Source organism: Mesorhizobium sp. ES1-4 (assembly GCF_020164745.1).
Taxonomy (GTDB): domain Bacteria; phylum Pseudomonadota; class Alphaproteobacteria; order Rhizobiales; family Rhizobiaceae; genus Mesorhizobium.
The window spans coordinates 191,106-209,628 of the sequence record NZ_JAIUGV010000006.1 but is presented as its reverse complement, the minus strand read 5'-3'; the positions used below and the strand labels follow the sequence as shown (position 1 = coordinate 209,628).

Sequence of the window (18,523 nt, the reverse complement as noted above, 5' to 3'; positions counted from 1 at the left end):
CCTACCCTGACCCGTTCGTCTGAGCAGCCAGATGCGCCTTCAGGGCCATCTGGGCCAGGCTTGCCTGGCGATCTCGGTGCGTGATCATGGCGAAGTCGCGCTTCGGCAATTCGATCGGCACGGCTCTCAGGCTTCCCTCGGCGACAGCGCGCCCGACGACGAGTTCTGAAATGATGGTGGCGCCGGCGCCCGCCTCGACGGCCTGACGAACCGCTTCATTGCTGGGCAGCACCAGGAATATCCTGAGGTCGGCAAGCGAAATCCCCTCGCGGCGCGCCAGATCCTCCAGCACCTCGCGTGTGCCGGAACCTCCTTCGCGGATGATCCAGCGCAGGCCGGTGATGTCGGGGCGGCCCGGCGCGGTTTCGGCGATCTCCGGATGGGAGCTGGCAACGACCAGCATCAGCCGGTCGGTATCGACCTTGGCGCGGCGCAATATGTCGGACTCGGTGCGCCCCTCGACCAGTCCAAGATCGGCGGTGCCATCGAGCACGCTGGCCTCGACCTGCCTTGTGTTGCCGATGGTGACGCTAAGCCTGACGGCGGGATAGGCCTCATGGAAGGAGGCCAGCCGGCGCGGCAGCCAGTAGCTGGCGATGGTCAGGCTGGCAGCGATGGAGAGGCTGCCGGCGACTGTTTGCGAAACATGTTCCAGCACGTTGCGGGCGGCGGCGACCCGCTCCAGCACGGCCTTGGCCTCGGGCAGGAACCGGTGGCCGGTCTGGGCCAGTTCGATGTTGCGGCCGACCCGGTTGAACAGATGGACACCGTGCTGTTCTTCCAGCGCGCGAATGGCCGCCGACGCGGCCGACTGGGAAATGCCCAGGAACGACGCCGCCTTGGTCATGTGGCCGCGCTCGGCGACGGCGACGAAAATGCGTAACTGATCCAGGGTCATGAGGGCATTAAGAACCAATATCGATCGAATTTACAAGAACAACTGATTAGACGCATCGATAGCTTTATTCTACTTTTTTGGTCGAAGTTAGAAAAAATTGGCCAGCGGATCGCGAAGGACAAAATGATCGGGCGGTTCAAGTCCTTGCTTGCGCATTGGACCCGCGGCATCCGACGGCGATTGGCCGGCGATCGATATCACCCGGAAGAGCATTACATGCGAGGCCCTGGGCCGAAGACCCGGGCCAAATCCGCCGGCCGCGAGGACACCACGGGATCATGACGCAAGGACCGCCGCGCGGCGCCAATTCAGCCCCCTCGCAACGCCCACTTGCCGATACGCGGGCACCTGATGAAAGTGACGGCGTCGATACCTCGCCAAGCGTTTTCGACCGCATCGCCAAGACCACCTGCTACATGTGCGCCTGCCGATGCGGCATCGACGTGCACGTCAAGGACGGCAAGATCCGCTACATCAACGGCAACAAGGACCATCCGGTCAATCGCGGCGTGATCTGCGGCAAGGGCAGTTCAGGGATCATGCAGCACTACAGCCCTGCCAGGCTGAAGAAGCCGCTGCTACGGAGCGGGCCACGGGGCTCGGGTGAATTCCGCGAGATCGAGTGGGAGGAAGCCTTCTCGATCGCAACCGAACGGCTGTCGGATATCCGCCGGACCGACCCAAAGAAACTCGCCTTCTTCACCGGGCGCGATCAGTCGCAATCCTTGACAGGCTGGTGGGCAAGCCAGTTTGGCACGCCCAACTTCGCCGCCCATGGCGGCTTCTGTTCGGTGAACATGGCGGCGGGGGGCCTTTACACGATCGGCGGCTCGTTCTGGGAGTTCGGCGAACCCGATTGGGACAACACGAAATACTTCATGCTGTTCGGCGTCGCCGAGGACCATGACTCCAACCCGATCAAGATCGGGCTGGGCAAGCTCAAGGCGCGCGGCGCCAAGGTGGTGTCGATCAATCCGTGCCGGACCGGCTACAACGCGATCGCCGACGACTGGATCGGCATCCGGCCGGGCACCGACGGCCTGTTCGTCTTCGCGCTGATCCACGAATTGTTGAAGGCGGGCCGCATCGATCTCGACTATTTGCTCCGCTACACCAACGCGCATGTCCTGGTTATCCAGGAGCCAGGTGCGGCCGATGATGGACTTTTTCTGCGCGGCGGAGACGGCGATCCGCTGGCGTGGGACAGAGTGGCGGAGCGTCCGGTGAGCGCCACCGATGCCGATGCCAAACCGGCACTGACCGGCAGCTACGATGTCGATGGTCGCCGCTGCGTGCCGGTTTTCCGGCTCATCGCGGACCGTTATCTCGACGAGAGTTGCGCGCCCGACGCTGTCGCGGAGCGTTGCGGCATCCCTGCCGGAACGATCCGCCGGATCGCCGCCGAACTTGCCCATATCGCCTTCGAACAGACGATCGAACTGCCCGTGGCATGGACCGACTGGGCCGGGCGCCGGCACGAGACGATCAAGGGACGGCCGGTTTCGATGCACGCCATGCGCGGCATCTCGGCCCATTCAAACGGTTTCCACACTTGCCGCGCCATCCATCTGCTGCAGGTGCTGCTCGGCACAGTGGATGTTCCCGGCGGCTTCCGCTTCAAGCCGCCCTACCCCAAATCGGCCCCGCCCGGTCCGAAGCCGGCGGGTAGGGACACCAAGCCGATGACGCCGCTCGACGGCATGCCGCTCGGTTTCGTCTGCGGACCCGACGATCTGCTGGTCGACGGAGCGGGCACGCCGCTGCGCATCGACAAGGCCTATTCCTGGGATTCGCCGCTGGCAGCGCATGGCCTGATGCACACTGTCATCCGCAACGCCTGGGCCGGCGACCCATACAAGATCGACACGCTGATGATGTACATGTCGAACATGGCATGGAATTCCTCGATGAACACCGTCGAGACCATGGCCATGCTTACCGACCATGATGAAGCAGGCAATTACAGGATTCCCTTCATCATCTATTCCGATGCCTATTATTCCGAAACCGTGCCGTTCGCCGACCTCGTCCTGCCCGACACCACCTATCTCGAGCGTCATGACTGCATCAGCCTGCTCGACCGGCCGATCAGCCATGCCGACGGGCCGGGCGACGCCATCCGCCATCCGGTCGTCGAGCCCGACCGCGACGTCAGGCCGTTCCAGTCGGCGCTGATCGAACTCGGCGCGCGGCTTGGCTTGCCGGGCTTCGTCGACGGAGACGGTTCGGCGAAGTACAGCGACTACGCCGACTACATCGTCAATCATGAACGCACGCCCGGCATCGGCCCGCTGGCCGGCTGGCGCGGCAAGGACGGGACGTCGATCGGCAAGGGCGAGGTCAATCCGGACCAGTTGCAGCGCTATGTCGACAATGGGGGCTTCTGGCACCACGACTTTGCCGACGACCAGCGCTACTACAAGATGGCCAACCGCTCCTATCTCGATTTCGCGCTGCAGATGGGTTTCATTCCCAAGGCCGAGCCGATCGTCTTCCAACTCTATTCAGAGCCGTTGCAGCGCTTTCGGCTGGCGGCGCGCGGCCATGGGCGTGTGCAGCCCCCGGAGTCCGAGCGCCAGCGCATCGAGACCTACATGGACCCGCTGCCGTTCTGGTACATGCCGCTCGAGGAAGCGTCCGTCGACCTGGAAAAATATCCGCTGCACGCGCTGACGCAGCGGCCCATGCACATGTACCATTCCTGGGGTTCGCAAAACGCGTGGTTGCGGCAGATCACCAGCCAGAACCGGCTTTTCGTACACCACCGGACCGGCGCCGGCCTTGGCCTTGCCGATGACGACTGGGTGTGGATCGAGAGCATCAACGGCAAGGTGAAAGGGCAGATCAAGCTGGTCGACGGGGTAAACGAAAGCACGGTCTGGACCTGGAACGCGATCGGCAAAAGGCGCGGCAGCTGGGGGCTGAAGGACGATGCCGCCGAGAGCAATCGCGGCTTCCTGCTCAACCACATCATCGGCGACCAGACTTCCGCCGACGCCAGCGGCAAACGTTATTCGAATTCCGATCCGGTCACCGGACAGGCGGCGTGGTTCGATCTGCGCGTGCGCATCGCCAAATGCGCGGTGGAAGAGACCGGCTTCACCGAGCCGCAATTCGAGCGATTTCAACAGCCACCGCATTTCGAACCCTCACCCGACAAGCTCACTTTCGGCGCCGGGTTTCGACAGGCAAGAGAGGCTACGGAATGACCTGTCTTCCAGGCCCAGGCGGCAAGAAGCTTGGCCTCGTCATCGACCTCGACACCTGCGTCGGCTGCCAGGCCTGCGTCACCGCCTGCAAGGAATGGAACACCGGCGGCCACATGGCGCCGCTGACCGACATCGACCCCTATGGCGGCCATGTCGACGGTGTCTGGTTCAACCGTGTGCACAGCTACGAGCACATCACCGAGATGGGCGGGCGCACGGTGAACTTTCCGCGCTCCTGCCTGCATTGCGAGACGCCGGCCTGCGTCACCGTCTGCCCGACGGGCGCCTCCTACAAGCGCGCCTCCGACGGCATCGTGCTGGTCGACGAGGACAAGTGCATCGGCTGCAAACTGTGCAGCTGGGCCTGCCCTTATGGCGCGCGTGAGTTCGACACCGATGTCGGCGTGATGAAGAAATGCACGCTCTGCGTCGACCGCATCTACAATGACAATCTGGACGAAGGGGACCGCGTGCCGGCCTGCGTCGCCGCCTGCCCGACCAGCGCCCGGCATTTCGGCGATCTCGGCGATTCCCAATCCCCTGTTTCGCAACTGGTGGCGGAGCGGGGCGGCGTCGACCTGATGCCCGAACTCGGCTATCGCCCGACAAACAAATACCTGCCGCCGCGCGCTCACACCCAACGTGCCGCATCGGTGGCCGCTCCCGCGCTGGAGCCGGTACGGGCCGAGGGTGGTTTCCTTGGCTGGGTCGACCGCATGCTTTCGAGCTGACCATCCATGCATCCAGCTTTTTCGGTCGTCTTCTTCACCACAGCCACCGGCGCCGGCTACGGCTTGCTGGCGCTGCTCGGCGTGCTCGGCCCGCTCGGCCTCATCGCACCCGATTTCTGGCCGGGCTTCGTCGGCATGGGGCTGGCGCTTGGCCTGATCGCGGCCGGCCTTTTGTCGTCCACCGGCCATCTCGGCCGGCCCGAGCGGGCCTGGCGGGCGTTCTCGCAATGGCGGAGTTCGTGGCTGTCGCGCGAAGGTGTCGCCTCGGTCGCCACCTTCATTCCCGCGGGCCTTTTCGGCGTGGGCTGGATCTTCCTTGGCCGCCTCGATGGCTGGGTGGCAGCCGCGGGTATTCTCGCCACCTTCGGCGCCATCGTCACGGTCTGCATGACCGGCATGATCTATGCCTCGCTGAAACCGGTCGCGCAGTGGCACAGCCCCTATACCTTGCCCGGTTATCTCATCTTCTCGGCGATGAGCGGCTGCGTGCTTGTGAATGCGCTGCTGCAGGGTTTTGCCCCCGGCTCAACCATCCTTCCCGCAGCTTCGGTACTGCTCACCTTGTTTGGCTGGGGCTGGAAGCTGTCGACCTGGCGCCACAACGACCAGCTGGAAATCCAGACCACCGCCAATACCGCGACAGGCCTTGCCGGCGGCGCGGTGCGATCCCTGGAATGGCCGCATACCGAGGAAAACTACCTGCTCAAAGAAATGGGCTTCCGCATCGCGCGCAAACACGGCTCGAAGCTGCGCCTGATCGCGCAGGCGCTGGCCTTCGGCTTGCCGATCCTGTTTCTGCTTACCGCCTTCGCCTTGCCGTGGCCCTTCGCGGCGCTGTTGTCGGCGCTTGCGGCGATTGCCCAGTTCGCCGGCATGCTGGTCGAGCGCTGGCTCTTCTTCGCCGAGGCGAAGCACACGGTCATGCTCTATTATGGGCGGTAGATATCAGCCTGGCCGCAGCATCGAATGGGAGATGGCGAAGATGCGCTGGGCGCCCAGCATATAGGCCATCAGGGTCTCCAGCCGAAACAGGCCGGCATAGGCGCGGTCGAGAACGTTGAGCGAGCCGGTATAGGCGCCGAAGGCCGGCATGATCATGCGGCCGCCGTCGCCGGCAAAGCAGCGCCTGCGAACCGAGCGCCCTTGTTGCACGATGCGCGCGCAGGGATGGAGGTGACCCGATATTTCGCCCTCGACCCGCACCTTCGACGGCTCGTGCCGGAACAGCAGCGAGCCTATCGCCAGCTCCCGCACCGTCTCGCCGGGTAGGTCGGCCGGCGCTTCCGGATCATGGTTGCCGGCGACCCAGAACCATTGCCGCCCGGCCATCAGCGCTTCCAGGCGTTCGCGGAAACTTTGATGCATGCGCTCGGCGCCGCCGCCGTCATGGAAGGAATCGCCCAGGCTGATGACGACCGATGGCTGGTAGTCCGAGATGACGGCCTGCAGCCGTAGCAGGGTCGCACCGGTATCGTAGGGCGGGATCAGCGTGCCGCGCCTTGCCAGCGACGACCCCTTTTCCAGATGCAGGTCGGATACCACCAGCAGCCTGAATTCTGGGAAATAGAGCACGCCGCGCGAATCGCAGACCGCGCGCTCGCCGGCGATGCTGACAAGATCGGCCTCGGCGATCAGCGAAGCGCGCGCCAGCGAGAAGTTCATTCGTCAACCATCCCGGGTCCCATGGCCTCTTCGACCAGCGTCGCTGCATCCATCAGCAGTTCTTCATCCGCCTCGCCGTTCACCGGCATCCTGCCGATCTCAAGCATGATCGGCACCGCCAGCGGCGAGATCTGCTCGAGATTCTTATGCATGATTCGACCCTGGATGCGCGAGAGCATGTCGGCAAGTCTGCTGACATCGAGCAGGCCGGCAGCCGCGTCGGCGCGCGTCGCCTGTAGCAGGATGTGGTCGGGCTCGTGGCTGCGCAGCACGTCATAGATCAGGTCGGTTGACACGGTGACCTGGCGGCCGCTTTTCTCCTGGCCCGGGTGGCGTTTTTCGATCAGGCCCGAGATCAGCGCGCAATTGCGGAACGTGCGCTTGAGAAGCCAGCTATCGGCCAGCCAGGCTTCGAGATCGTCGCCCAGCATGTCCTGGTCGAAAAGCGCGCCGAGTGATGGTTTTCCGGCTTTGAACATCGCGCCCATGTCGCCCAGCGACCATATGGCAAGCGCATAGTCGGTGGCGACGAAGCCGAGCGGCCTGGCGCCTGCCCGGTCGAGACGACGGGTGAGCAGCATGCCAAGCGTCTGGTGTGCGAGCCTGCCTTCGAAGGGATAGGCGACCAGATAGCGGCGATTGCCGCGCGGAAAGGTCTCGATCAGCAGATCGTCGCGCTTGGGCAGCACCGATTTCTCTGCCTGGAATCGCAGCCAGTCGGCCACCTGTTCAGGCAGTTGCTTCCAACGCTGCGGGTCGTCCAACATGATGCGGACCTGTTCGGCCAGGTAGGTCGAGAGCGGGAACTTGCCGCCGCCATAATAGGGCACCTTGGCGTCGCTTCCGGGCGCGTTCGAGACGAAGCATTCATTCTCGCGGATGCCTTCGAAGCGCAGCACCTTGCCGGCGAACATGAAGGTATCGCCATGCGTCAGCGTTTCGAGGAACGCCTCCTCGATCTTGCCGAGCACGCGGCCGCCGTGCGACGCCGAGCCTTTGCTGCCGGCCTTGACGTAACGCACGTTGAGCGCCGGCACCTCGATGATGGTGCCGACATTCAGCCTGTATTGCTGGGCGACGCGCGGATTGGATACCCGCCACAGCCCGTCCTTGTTCAGGCGGATACGGGCATAGCGCTCGTAATTTTTCAGCGCGTAGCCCCCGGTGGCGACGAAATCGACGACACGGTCGAATGTCGGCCGATCGAGGCCGGCATAGGGTGCCGCCGTTCGCACCTCGTCATACAGGTCATCGGCGCGGAACGGCGCGCCGCAGGCGCAGCCCAGAACGTGCTGCGCCAGCACGTCGAGCCCGCCATCGACCAGCGGCGGCGTATCCTGCGCGCCGAGATAGTTGGCGTCGAGTGCAGCCCGGCACTCCAGCACCTCGAAGCGGTTGGCCGGGATCAGGATAGCCTTCGACGGCTCATCCATGCGGTGGTTGGCACGGCCGATGCGCTGCGCCAGCCGGCTGGCGCCCTTCGGAGCACCGACATGCACGACCAGATCGACGTCACCCCAGTCGATGCCGAGATCGAGCGTCGAGGTGGCGACGATGGCGCGCAGCGCATTCTCGCTCATCGCCTTCTCGACGCGCCGGCGCTGGGCGACGTCGAGCGAGCCGTGATGCAGGGCGATCGGCAAGGTGTCCTCGTTGACCCGCCACAACTCCTGGAACAGCAGTTCCGCCTGGCTGCGGGTGTTGACGAACAGCAGGGTCGTCTTGTGGCGCTTGATCTCACGGTAGATTTCCGGCGTGGCGTAGCGCGCCGAGTGCCCCGCCCACGGCACGCGCTCCTCGGAATCGAGGATCGAGATTTCGGGCTTCGTACCACCCGTCACGGTGATCAATTCGGCCATGCCACCCGATGGGTTCTGGCTGACCAGCCAGCGCCGCAATTCGTCCGGCTCGGCCACCGTGGCCGACAGGCCGATCGTCTGCAGGCCAGGGACGAAGCCGCGCAGCCGCGCCAGCCCAAGCGCCAGCAGATGGCCGCGCTTCGACGTCACCAGTGAATGCAATTCGTCGAGCACGACATAGCGCAGATCCTCGAAGAAGCGCCTCGCATCTCCCGCCGCGATCAGCAGTGCCAGCTGCTCGGGCGTGGTGAGCAGGATGTCGGGCGGCGCAAGCTTCTGGCGCTGGCGCTTGTGGGCAGGCGTGTCACCGGTGCGCGTCTCGATGGTGACCGGCAGGCCGATCTCCTCCACCGGCTTGCCGAGATTGCGCTCGATATCGACTGCCAGCGCCTTCAGCGGCGAGATGTACAGCGTGTGAATGCCGCGCCGCGCCTGGCCCGGCTTCCTCCTCGGCCTGACGGCCAGTTCGGTCAGCGACGGCAGGAATCCGGCCAGCGTCTTGCCGGCGCCGGTCGGCGCGATCAACAGCACCGATTGCCCGGCTTGAGCCTTCGCCAGCAATTCGATCTGATGCGCGCGCGGCGACCAGCCCTTCTGTCCGAACCATTTTACGAATGGCTCGGGCAGGACGACTGCGGCATTCTGGTCGGCAAGGCGCGGCTCAACTGTCACGCGCCAGAGGTAGCGCGGCGGCGGGCGATCGCCAAGCAGAATCGGAACAAAAGGAGATCGAAAAGACCTTACGGCCGCCGGAACCCCGTGGGGCTGCCATAGAGGTAGCCGATGCGGGCGATGGCTTCCTTCAGCCCTTCGCGCGACACAAGCATGGTGTGGCCATTGGCGTGGATCATGGTTTCGGCGTCGGTCATGATGGCGACATGACCTTTCCAGAACACCAGGTCGCCACGATGCAACCCCGAAAGATCAGGGCCCGGCTCAAGCGGCTCGCCTATCGAACCGGCCTGCATGTCGGAATCGCGCAGCACATCCCTGCCGGCCATGCGCATGGCCAGTTGCACAAGGCCGGAGCAATCGATGCCGAAGCCGGAAACACCGCCCCACAGATAGGGCGTGCCGAGAAACATCTCGGCCACCGACACATAGTCGCCGGCGACTTCGCCGATCGGCCGCAGATGGCCAGCGATCACGGCTTCACCGGAGGGCAGCAGTGCATAGTGCGTGCCGCGTGTTTCGGCGGCACCAGTCACAGTCACAGTCGATCCCATCGATAGTTGCCCGGCGATCGGAAAGCGCAGATCGGGGCCGGGGTAAAGGAACGTGCGCGGCACGCAGACGATGTGGGTGGACGCATGGTCCCGCCCGCCCAGCATGATGTCGGCGACATAGCCAACATAGCCGTCTCGCTCGGCCTGGATCCAGGCCCAGCCTTCCCTGTCCTCGAAAACCAGGACATCGTCGCCGAACAGAGCTTGCGTGTTGACGCCCGCATCCGGCTTCGGCGCCTTGCGGATATCGGCAACCGGGACCGAAATCCGCGCCTGCCGGCCCGCTACGAAGCGGTCGGCAACGACCTCTCCTTTCAACCTGGCATCGGCGAGATCGGAGCGGAAGGCATGAAGACGAGCGTCGTGGATGGTCAAAATCGGCAACTCTGTTGAATGGGCACTGCAGTCAGATCGGCAGGTCGTGGGCCTTGGCGATGATACCATCGCCGAAGCGCTCGACAAAGAGCGCGCCTTCGACGGTGCGCTTGATCAGAACATTGCGCTTGTCCAGTTCGTCGCGATGGCGCGACACCAGTTTCAGCGCGCCCATCGTGTCGAGCGCGCGCGTGATGACCGGCTTGGTGACGTTGAGGCGGGCGGCGAGCCCACGCACGGTGTGCGGCGGCGGATCGAGATAGATTGTGAACAGGATCGCCGTCTGGCGCATGGTCAGGTCGGGCGCGTCCTCGCGCACCTGCGACAGCATCACTTGCTGCCACAGTCGCAAAGCCTGGCTCGGGCGCATCGCAATCGACATCGCGACAGAATGACGCCAAATTGTTTCGGTTCCGTTTCAGTTGCTCAGTTTGCCGGCTCCGCGCGCGACCATCAGCCGTAGCGCGTCGAGATGATCCGCTCCAGCGCCCGGATGCCTTGTGCCTCGCCGCCGGCAGGGCCGTGCGGACGGTCGGCGGGGTTCCAGGCGAAGATGTCGAAATGCGCCCAGGCCGGTGTCTTCTCGACGAAGCGCTTGAGGAACAGTGCGGCCGTGATCGAACCGGCGAAGCCATCCGTGGTGACATTGTTGATGTCGGCGATCCTCGACGACAGTTTCGCGTCATAAGGCCGCCATAGCGGCATGCGCCACAACGGATCCTCGACCGCCAGCGAAGCCGCCGCCAGTTCAGAGGCAAGCGCCTCGTCATCGGTGTAGAAGGGCGGCAGATCCGGACCGAGCGCGACACGGGCGGCTCCGGTCAACGTCGCCATGTCGATCAGCATCTGCGGTTGCTCCTCGTCGGCAAGCGCCAGCGCATCGCCCAGTACCAACCTCCCTTCCGCGTCCGTGTTGCCGATCTCGACCGAGATGCCCTTGCGGCTCGCCAGCACGTCGCCTGGCCTGAAGGCATTGCCGGCAATCGAATTCTCGACCGCGGGGATCAGCACCCGCAACCGCACCTTGAGACCAGCCGCCATGATCATCAAGGCCAGCCCAAGCACGTTGGCGGCGCCACCCATGTCCTTCTTCATCAGGAGCATGCCCGAAGAAGGCTTGATGTCGAGGCCGCCGGTGTCGAAGCAGACACCCTTGCCAATCAGGGTCAACTTAGGCGCGCTCTCAAGACCCCAGGTCATGTCGATCAGGCGTGGCGCACCGGACGAGGCGCGGCCGACGGCATGGATCATCGGGAAATTCTGTTCGAGCAGATCGTCGCCCTTGATGACCGAGACGTCGGCCTTGTATCCTGCCGCCAAAGTCCGTACCGCCTTCTCGAGGTCGTCCGGCCCCATGTCGCTGGTGGGCGTGTTGACCAGGTCACGAGCCAGGAAGACACCGTCGGCTATACGACGAACACGTTCTACGTCGACGCCGGGCGGCGAGCCGAAGCGCAGCGCCTTGCCCGGCTTCTTGCCATAGCGTGTAAAGACATAACCGCCGAGCACGACTGCAAGAGCCGTCAGTTCCGGCTCGTCCGGCCTGGACGCGAAATGCCAATCGCCCTCCGGCAAGGTCTTCGCCAGCGCGCCGACGGCGAGCGCGCCCTCGCGCTCACCAAGACCGAACATGGCGCCGCCGAGTGCTCCGTTGTCGTCGGGCACGACCAGCGTCCTGCCGGCTTCGCCGGAAAAGCCATTTGCCTTGGCCCATGCGACAACAGATGGCGACAGACCGGCCGCCTCGAGACCGTCCCTGGCGACCAGATGGATCGGCAGCGGATTCTCCAGCTTATTCTCGACCAGTTCCACGGACATCCGATGCTTCTCCTGCCGAGCTTGGGCGAGTCGGCGTTTCTTAACCCTCCGTTAGGGTTAACAGAATATTTCTGCCGGAGGGAAGATGGCCACGCAACGGCCGCGCATGAATGGAGGCCGGTGCCGATGCCGATCAACCGCACGATGAATGTCAGGGGAAAGCGGCTCATCAGCACGGCTTTTGCGTTAGTGCTCGCGGCAGGCGTCGCGGGATGCGGAACCGACAAGCTCAGCACAGGCTCGATCGGACGCACCAGCGGCAAACCGTTGGAGACGATGTCGGCGGGTGAACTGCACAATGCCACCGCCGCTCTTGGCCAGTCCTATGCGCGGAGCCCAACCGACAAGCGGATAGCGACCAACTTCGCCGCGGCGCTGCAGATGGACGGGGATGCCGGCCAGTCGCTCGCCGTGATGCGCAAGCTGGCAATCGCCTATCCCAAGGATCGCGACGTACTCGCCGCCTATGGCAAGGCGCTGGCCGCCAACGGCCAATTCGAGGCGGCGCTCGACGCGGTGCGCCGCGCGCAGACGCCGGAATATCCCGACTGGAGGCTGGTTTCGGCGGAAGGGGCCATACTTGACCAGCTCAACCAGAAGGATGAAGCGCGCCAGCTTTACCGCAAGGCCCTCGAACTCAAGCCCAACGAGCCTTCGATCCTTTCCAATCTCGGCATGTCCTATGTGCTGGAAGGGGATCTGCGCACCGCGGAGACCTATATGCGGTCGGCCGCCCAGCAACCGAACGCCGACAGCCGGGTGCGCCAGAACCTGGCGCTCGTTGTCGGCCTGCAGGGCCGTTTCGACGAAGCCGAGAAGATCGCCTCGCAGGAACTTTCGCCCGAACAGGCACAGGCCAACGTCGCCTATCTCAGGCAGATGCTGGCCCAGCAGAACGCCTGGAGCCAGCTCAAGGATCAGGACAAGGCGAAACCGGCGAAGACCGCCACCAACTGATCTCCAAGAGCTTCCGGCAAATCTTGAAAAAGCCGCGCTCGATTGCAGCGCGGCTTTTTGGTTTTCGCTGACGGATCCTGCGTCGGCTTACCGGCTGGCCGACGCCGCCCCACCGGAATGATCGCCGAATATGCCGCGCTGGCTGACCTGGATGCCAGCTGGCCCAAGGATGATGGCGAACAGCACCGGCAGGAAGAACAAGATCATCGGCACGGTGAGTTTGGGCGGCAGGGCAGCCGCCTTTTTCTCGGCGGCGTTCATGCGCATGTCGCGACTTTCGCTGGCAAGCACGCGCAGCGCGTGCGCCACCGGCGTGCCGTAGCGTTCGGCCTGGACGAGCGCCTGCGACACCGATTTGACCGACTCCAGCCCTGTGCGACTGGCCAGGTTCTCGTAAGCCTGCTTGCGTTCCTGCAGATAGGAGAGCTCGGCGTTGGTCAGGATGAATTCCTCCGCCAGGGCCACCGACTGCGCGCCGATCTCGTCGGCAACCTTGCGCAGCGCGGCTTCCACGGACATGCCGGACTCCACGCAGATCAGCATCAGGTCGAGCGCATCCGGCCATGCCATCTGGATCGACTGCTTGCGCTTGGTCGCGCGGTTGTTGACATAGAGGATCGGCGCGTAGAAGCCGCCGTAGGCAACCAGGATGCAGACGAACAACCGGACCACCAGCGGCTTGTCGGGCAATCCTCCGAGCACGAAAATATAGGCAAGGCCAAGTGCAAAGCCGACGAAAGGAAGCACCAGGCGGAAGAACAGAAAACGCGTCAGCGGATTCTGCCCGCGAAAGCCGGCAACCTTGAGCTTTTGCAAAGTGGCCTCGTCGGCCAACGCACGCCGCAGATCGAGCCGGTCGACAATGTTGCGCATGCCGACCGACTGTTGCTCGCGCAGACCCTTGCGGCGGCGATCGGCCTCGGTCGCAAGCCGCGCGCGCTGCTTGGCGCGAAGCTCATCACGCTCCAGCGCGACCGATTTCATGCGCGCCTTGAGCTGGTTTCCGCCAAAGGCCGGCAGCAGCGTGAAGACGGTTGCGAACACGGCGATGGCGACCAGCAGCGCAATCAGGAAGCTGGGATCCGTCAGTGATTTTATGACTTGTTCGGTCATGCCACGGCCCTAGACTTCAAAGTTCATCATCTTGCGCATCACGAAGATGCCGATCGACATCCAGACGGCGGCGAAACCGAGTATCAGATGGCCGACGCTGGTCGTGAACAGCGGCATCAGGTAGTTGGGACTGGAGAGATAGACGAGAAAGGCGACGATGAAAGGCAAGGCGCCGATGATGGCGGCGGATGCTTTCGCTTCCATCGACAGCGCCGCGACCTTGGCCTTCATCTTCTTGCGGTCGCGCAACACGCGCGAAAGGTTGCCCAGCGCCTCGGAAAGATTGCCGCCGGCCTGCGACTGGATCTGGATGACGATGCCGAAGAAGCTCGCCTCGGTGCATGGCATGGTTTCGGGCATGCGCAAGGTCGCGTCGGGAATCGACAGTCCCATCTGCTGCGAATCGACTATCCGGCGAAACTCGGTCTTCACGGGTTCAGGAGATTCATTGGCGATCAGGCGTACGGCGTCGTTCAGCGGCAGGCCGGACTTGACCGCCCGCACGATGATGTCGAGCGCGTTTGGAAATTCGTTGAGGAATGCCTTGACGCGGCGGGTACGACGAAAAGAAACGAACCAACGCGGCAGGCCAAGTGCTCCGGCGAGCAGCACACCGGGCAGGACGATCATCGGCGCACCGGCAACGAATGCAATGATTGTCAGCGCGAGGCCGCATATGGCTGAATAGATATAGAAGCGCTCGATCGGCACCTTCATCCCAGCCTGGCGAAGCTGGACTTTCAGCGGCGGCTTCTTGACGGCGGTGTCCTTGGTTTTCTGCTTCTCGTCGAGGTCCTTCAGCGAATCCTGCACCGATTTGCGGCGCTTGGCCGCGTCCGCTGCCCGATCGCGCGTTGCCTTGACGACAGAACGGTCGGTCTCGGCGGCCTTGATCGTTTCCAGCCGCTTTCCGGCCTGCTTCTCATTGCTGATCTGGGTGAACAGGAATGCATAGGCGACCGCGCCGGCGCTGAAGCCGGCGAGCACGACAAACGCCAATACGGTGCCGTCAATTCCAAACATCGGCCAGAACCTTCACGCCTGCGTGTGCGTCAGTCAGCACGTTTCTCCATAGCCTCGAGCGCTGCAGCGAGACGTTGTTCCTCGCCATAATATCGAGCCCGCTCCCAGAAATGGGGGCGGCCGATGCCGGTCGAGACGTGTTCACCCAGGAGCCTGCCGTTGGCGTCCTCGCCCTTGATGTTATAGAGGACGATATCCTGGGTGATGATGACGTCGCCCTCCATCCCGATCACTTCGGTGATATGGGTAATGCGGCGCGACCCGTCGCGCAGGCGTGCCGCCTGGATGATCACGTCGATGGAACCGACGACGATTTCACGCACGGTTTTCTGCGGCAGCGAATAGCCGCCCATGGCGATCATGGATTCGATACGGTTCAGGCATTCGCGCGGGCTGTTGGAGTGGATCGTCCCCATCGAACCGTCATGGCCTGTATTCATCGCCTGCAGGAGGTCGAAGACCTCGGGTCCGCGCACTTCGCCGACGATGATGCGTTCTGGCCGCATGCGCAGGCAGTTCTTGACCAGGTCACGCATCGTCACCTCGCCCTCGCCCTCGAGGTTGGGCGGACGCGTTTCCAGACGCACGACATGCGGCTGCTGCAGTTGCAGTTCGGCCGAATCCTCGCAAGTGATGACGCGCTCGTCACGGTCGATGTAGTTGGTCAGGCAGTTGAGCAATGTCGTCTTGCCCGAGCCGGTGCCGCCGGAGATGACGATGTTGCAGCGGACACGGCCGATGATCTTGAGAACTTCGGCCCCTTGCGGCGAGATGGCGCCGAACTTGACCAGCTGATCGAGCGTCAGCTTGTCTTTCTTGAATTTGCGGATGGTGAGCGCGGTGCCGTCAATGGCCAGCGGCGGCGCGATGACGTTGACGCGTGATCCGTCGGGAAGACGGGCGTCGCAGATCGGGCTGGATTCATCGACGCGGCGGCCGACCTGGCTGACAATGCGCTGGCAGATGTTGAGCAGCTGCTGGTTGTCGCGGAAGCGGATGCTGGTCTGTTCGACCTTGCCGTTGACTTCGATGTAGACGTTCTTGGACCCGTTGACCATGATGTCGGCGATGTCGTCGCGCGCGAGCAACGGCTCGAGCGGCCCGTAGCCAAGCACATCGTTGCAGATGTCCTCGAGCAGTTCTTCCTGCTCGGCGATCGACATCGCGAAGTTCTTGATCGCGATGATATCGTTGACGATGTCGCGGATTTCCTCGCGTGCGCTTTCGGGATCGAGCTTGGCAAGCTGCGACAGGTCGATCGTATCGATGAGGGCCGAGAAAACCTGGCTCTTGGTATCGTAGTAGGTTTCGCTCTTTTCGCGGCCTCTCCTCGGCTCCGGCGCGATCGGCGGCGCCTCTACCGCGCGCCTGGCCGGTGGCGCGACAGGCGCGCCCGGCTGGGGCGCGGCCGCGGGGCGCGCAAGAACCGCGGTGTCCGCCGAAACCGCGGCGGCCGGCGCGACAGGCACCGTTGCCGGCGCCGGTGCCGGCTGGCGAAATTCCGGCTTGAACCGGTTGCCGTCGTCGTTGCCTCTTTTACCGAACATGACCGACTACCGACCCCATTGCGTCACTTCTTGTTGCGCGAGAGCTTGCCGAGCAGACTGCCCAGGCCAGCTTTCTTTTTCGCTTTGATTTCGCTGCGGCCGGTCAGCACATGAGCAATCTCGTTGATCGTGGCCACAACCGAGTTCTTGGCATCCATCTCGCCCAGCATGCGCCCGTTGTTTGCGGCATTGCCGAACAGCACAGGATCAAAGCCGATGACCGACATCGGCGTCAGGCCGAGCGGTTCGGCGAAATCGGACGGCGAGATTTCCGGCCGCTTGGGCACGCCGGCCTGGTTGATGATCAATTTCGGCGGCGGGTCGTTCGGGCGAAGGCGCTTTAACATGTCGACAAGGTTCTTGGTGTTGCGCAGATTGGCCAGTTCCGGCGTCGCCGTGATGACGATCTCGTCGGCCTTGACCAGCGTGTTCTTGGCCCATCCCGTCCAGACGTGGGGAACGTCGAGCACGAGGAGCGGGACGCTGCGCTGCGCGGTATCGACAAGTTGGGCGAAGGCATCGGGATCGAAGTCGTAGACGCGCTCCAGCGTCGAGGGCGCCGCGAGCAGCGACAGATGCTCGGCACATTGGGTCAGCAGCCGGTCGAGATAGACTTCGTCGATACGCTCGGGCGAGAACACAGCCTCGGCGATGCCCTGGGCCGGATCCTGATCGAAATTGATGTTGGCGGTGCCGAAGGCGAGATCAAGGTCTGCCACAACGACCTCGGATTTGAACAGCGAAGACATTGCCCAGGCAACATTGTGAGCGATGGTGGAAGAGCCGACGCCGCCCTTGGCGCCGACGAAGGCGATCGAGCGTCCGAGCGGTTCAGCTTCCGGATCGACGAAGATCGACGAAACGACGCTGACGACGTCTGCCATCGACACCGGCGCAATCACATATTCGGAGATGCCGGAGCGGATGAGTTCGCGATAGAGACCAACGTCATTATAGTGACCGATCACCACCACTTTCGAGGATGGATCGCAATATTCCGAGAGCTGCGCGAGTTGCTCCAGAAGTTGCTTGGGTTCGCTGCGCGATTCCAGCATGATCAGGTTCGGTGTCGGCGCCGACTGGTAGAATTCGATGGCGGTGGGAATGCCGCCCATGTGGACCTTGAGGTGCGCCTTGGTCATGCGGCGATCCTCGCCGGCGCGCTGGACCGGATTGGCAACGCCTTCCGTCTCGCAGAATGCCTGGATCGAAATGCGCGGAACAGGTCGCAACGCCTGCATCGCGGCGACGTCCTGCGGCGAGGTGTCGCCGCCCTCCACGGTGGCGTCATAGGCAAGGTTGCTCATGGTCATGCTCTTTCCGTGGCCTGTTCCTGGCGTCGCTTGTTCCCGAGGGCGGCTTAGTAAGTCACTTCCGAGTTACCGAGGAATTCGGTCGAAATGACCCTGTTTCGGTACACGTCTATAACCGCGCTACGATTTTCCGCGTCGATAGTGGTCTGCTTGCGCGGTCCGAGCAGATCGGCGGGATTGGCCATCTGGGCGGCAAGATTGTTCTGATAGGAGCAGCCGAAATCGGCGTAGTGCTTGTTTTCCGACGTATCCGCCAGGTCATCGGGCCAGCGTCCGCATTTGTCGGTCTGTGCCTTTACCGCGATATAGGAGACGCGAACCGGGGCTGACGCCTCGCTCGATCCGGCCTGGTAGGAGACCATGACAATCCGGTTGCGCTTGACGCCGTCGGCCAGCGCGAGCCGGGCGAAATCGCGGCCGGCCGCCGTCGCGGCAACTTCGTTGGCCGACCCGCTTGGAATCTGGATCGTCAGTGTCGGAGCGGCACTCTTGTCGTAGCCGTCGAGGAAGCCCAGAAGCGTGTCGCGTTGCGAGCCGGTCATGCCACGATCACCGGCGCCGACGGGAAGATCGATCTTCTGGTTCTTCTCCGCGATAACGATCGGGTGATTGGTGCGATAGTCGTCGGGGATGGCGCCCACAGTAACACTGTCGCGCTGGGCACAACCGGCCAGCAGGCCCGACACCGCCACCACCACGATGGGAAGGGCGCGCAGGCTTATCCAAGAACGGCCGGAGCGCATCGCAGAGATCCTTGCCTTCAATGCTGACTGAGACATGTCCGCTTTCCCG

The 18,523-nt window shown here is 63.5% G+C and carries 15 protein-coding genes; 4 read left to right on the top strand and 11 right to left on the bottom strand.

Annotated elements, in window-relative coordinates:
- Position 1: 1 nt before the first annotated feature.
- Positions 2–898: a LysR family transcriptional regulator gene (locus LB556_RS13695; protein WP_224567826.1), complete on the bottom strand. Its 897-nt coding sequence runs from the start codon at positions 896–898 to the stop codon at positions 2–4.
- Between the two features lie 278 nt (positions 899–1,176).
- On the opposite strand from LB556_RS13695, the gene LB556_RS13690 reads away from it, so the two are divergent.
- Genes LB556_RS13690 through LB556_RS13680 form a run of 3 tightly spaced genes read left to right on the top strand, consistent with a single transcriptional unit; the run spans position 1,177 to position 5,780 of the window.
- A complete protein-coding gene (locus LB556_RS13690) occupies positions 1,177–4,107 on the top strand; it encodes a molybdopterin oxidoreductase family protein (RefSeq protein WP_224567824.1) in 2,931 nt (976 codons plus the stop codon).
- On the top strand, positions 4,104–4,838 hold the full coding sequence (locus tag LB556_RS13685) for a 4Fe-4S dicluster domain-containing protein (protein ID WP_224567822.1): 735 nt from the start codon (positions 4,104–4,106) through the stop codon (positions 4,836–4,838). The genes LB556_RS13690 and LB556_RS13685 overlap by 4 nt, the downstream gene beginning before the upstream one ends.
- A gap of 6 nt (positions 4,839–4,844) precedes the next feature.
- A complete protein-coding gene (locus LB556_RS13680) occupies positions 4,845–5,780 on the top strand; it encodes a dimethyl sulfoxide reductase anchor subunit family protein (RefSeq protein WP_224567820.1) in 936 nt (311 codons plus the stop codon).
- A gap of 3 nt (positions 5,781–5,783) precedes the next feature.
- Here LB556_RS13680 and pdeM read toward each other — a convergent pair whose 3' ends face one another.
- The 5 genes from pdeM to LB556_RS13655 all read right to left on the bottom strand — a co-directional run bounded on the left by pdeM (position 5,784) and on the right by LB556_RS13655 (position 11,778).
- Positions 5,784–6,500, bottom strand: coding sequence for a ligase-associated DNA damage response endonuclease PdeM (gene pdeM, locus LB556_RS13675; RefSeq protein ID WP_224567818.1), 717 nt, complete (start codon positions 6,498–6,500; stop codon positions 5,784–5,786).
- Positions 6,497–9,031, bottom strand: a complete 2,535-nt coding sequence (locus tag LB556_RS13670; protein ID WP_224567816.1) for a ligase-associated DNA damage response DEXH box helicase — start codon at positions 9,029–9,031, stop codon at positions 6,497–6,499. The genes pdeM and LB556_RS13670 overlap by 4 nt, the downstream gene beginning before the upstream one ends.
- A 68-nt stretch (positions 9,032–9,099) precedes the next feature.
- Positions 9,100–9,960, bottom strand: a complete 861-nt coding sequence (locus LB556_RS13665) for an NlpC/P60 family protein (protein ID WP_224567814.1) — start codon at positions 9,958–9,960, stop codon at positions 9,100–9,102.
- 31 nt (positions 9,961–9,991) lie between these two features.
- Positions 9,992–10,342: a MarR family winged helix-turn-helix transcriptional regulator gene (locus tag LB556_RS13660; protein WP_140507608.1), complete on the bottom strand. Its 351-nt coding sequence runs from the start codon at positions 10,340–10,342 to the stop codon at positions 9,992–9,994.
- Between the two features lie 71 nt (positions 10,343–10,413).
- Complete coding sequence (locus LB556_RS13655; protein WP_224567812.1) at positions 10,414–11,778, bottom strand: leucyl aminopeptidase family protein; 1,365 nt, start codon at positions 11,776–11,778, stop codon at positions 10,414–10,416.
- A gap of 126 nt (positions 11,779–11,904) precedes the next feature.
- Here LB556_RS13655 and LB556_RS13650 point away from each other — a divergent pair, with 126 nt between their 5' ends.
- On the top strand, positions 11,905–12,735 hold the full coding sequence (locus tag LB556_RS13650) for a tetratricopeptide repeat protein (RefSeq protein ID WP_224567810.1): 831 nt from the start codon (positions 11,905–11,907) through the stop codon (positions 12,733–12,735).
- Between the two features lie 87 nt (positions 12,736–12,822).
- Here the strand turns inward: LB556_RS13650 and LB556_RS13645 are convergent, their stop codons facing one another.
- Genes LB556_RS13645 through LB556_RS13625 form a run of 5 tightly spaced genes read right to left on the bottom strand, consistent with a single transcriptional unit; the run spans position 12,823 to position 18,510 of the window.
- Positions 12,823–13,848: a type II secretion system F family protein gene (locus LB556_RS13645; RefSeq protein WP_224567808.1), complete on the bottom strand. Its 1,026-nt coding sequence runs from the start codon at positions 13,846–13,848 to the stop codon at positions 12,823–12,825.
- Between the two features lie 9 nt (positions 13,849–13,857).
- Positions 13,858–14,871: a type II secretion system F family protein gene (locus LB556_RS13640; RefSeq protein ID WP_224567806.1), complete on the bottom strand. Its 1,014-nt coding sequence runs from the start codon at positions 14,869–14,871 to the stop codon at positions 13,858–13,860.
- Positions 14,872–14,900: 29 nt separating this feature from the next.
- A complete protein-coding gene (locus tag LB556_RS13635; RefSeq protein WP_224567804.1) occupies positions 14,901–16,418 on the bottom strand; it encodes a CpaF family protein in 1,518 nt (505 codons plus the stop codon).
- A 23-nt stretch (positions 16,419–16,441) separates the two neighbouring features.
- Positions 16,442–17,725, bottom strand: a complete 1,284-nt coding sequence (locus LB556_RS13630; RefSeq protein WP_411908590.1) for a CpaE family protein — start codon at positions 17,723–17,725, stop codon at positions 16,442–16,444.
- A 53-nt stretch (positions 17,726–17,778) separates the two neighbouring features.
- A complete protein-coding gene (locus LB556_RS13625) occupies positions 17,779–18,510 on the bottom strand; it encodes a CpaD family pilus assembly protein (RefSeq protein WP_224567801.1) in 732 nt (243 codons plus the stop codon).
- Positions 18,511–18,523 lie beyond the last annotated feature (13 nt).

Bases quoted from the DNA above. Each gene is read 5' to 3' on its own strand.
- LB556_RS13695 (WP_224567826.1), bottom strand. From the start codon at position 898: ATGACCCTGGATCAGTTACGCATTTTCGTCGCCGTCGCCGAGCGCGGC.
- LB556_RS13690 (WP_224567824.1), top strand. From the start codon at position 1,177: ATGACGCAAGGACCGCCGCGCGGCGCCAATTCAGCCCCCTCGCAACGC.
- LB556_RS13685 (WP_224567822.1), top strand. From the start codon at position 4,104: ATGACCTGTCTTCCAGGCCCAGGCGGCAAGAAGCTTGGCCTCGTCATC.
- LB556_RS13680 (WP_224567820.1), top strand. From the start codon at position 4,845: ATGCATCCAGCTTTTTCGGTCGTCTTCTTCACCACAGCCACCGGCGCC.
- pdeM (WP_224567818.1), bottom strand. From the start codon at position 6,500: ATGAACTTCTCGCTGGCGCGCGCTTCGCTGATCGCCGAGGCCGATCTT.
- LB556_RS13660 (WP_140507608.1), bottom strand. From the start codon at position 10,342: ATGTCGATTGCGATGCGCCCGAGCCAGGCTTTGCGACTGTGGCAGCAA.
- LB556_RS13655 (WP_224567812.1), bottom strand. From the start codon at position 11,778: ATGTCCGTGGAACTGGTCGAGAATAAGCTGGAGAATCCGCTGCCGATC.
- LB556_RS13650 (WP_224567810.1), top strand. From the start codon at position 11,905: ATGCCGATCAACCGCACGATGAATGTCAGGGGAAAGCGGCTCATCAGC.
- LB556_RS13645 (WP_224567808.1), bottom strand. From the start codon at position 13,848: ATGACCGAACAAGTCATAAAATCACTGACGGATCCCAGCTTCCTGATT.
- LB556_RS13640 (WP_224567806.1), bottom strand. From the start codon at position 14,871: ATGTTTGGAATTGACGGCACCGTATTGGCGTTTGTCGTGCTCGCCGGC.
- LB556_RS13635 (WP_224567804.1), bottom strand. From the start codon at position 16,418: ATGTTCGGTAAAAGAGGCAACGACGACGGCAACCGGTTCAAGCCGGAA.
- LB556_RS13630 (WP_411908590.1), bottom strand. From the start codon at position 17,725: ATGAGCAACCTTGCCTATGACGCCACCGTGGAGGGCGGCGACACCTCG.
- LB556_RS13625 (WP_224567801.1), bottom strand. From the start codon at position 18,510: ATGTCTCAGTCAGCATTGAAGGCAAGGATCTCTGCGATGCGCTCCGGC.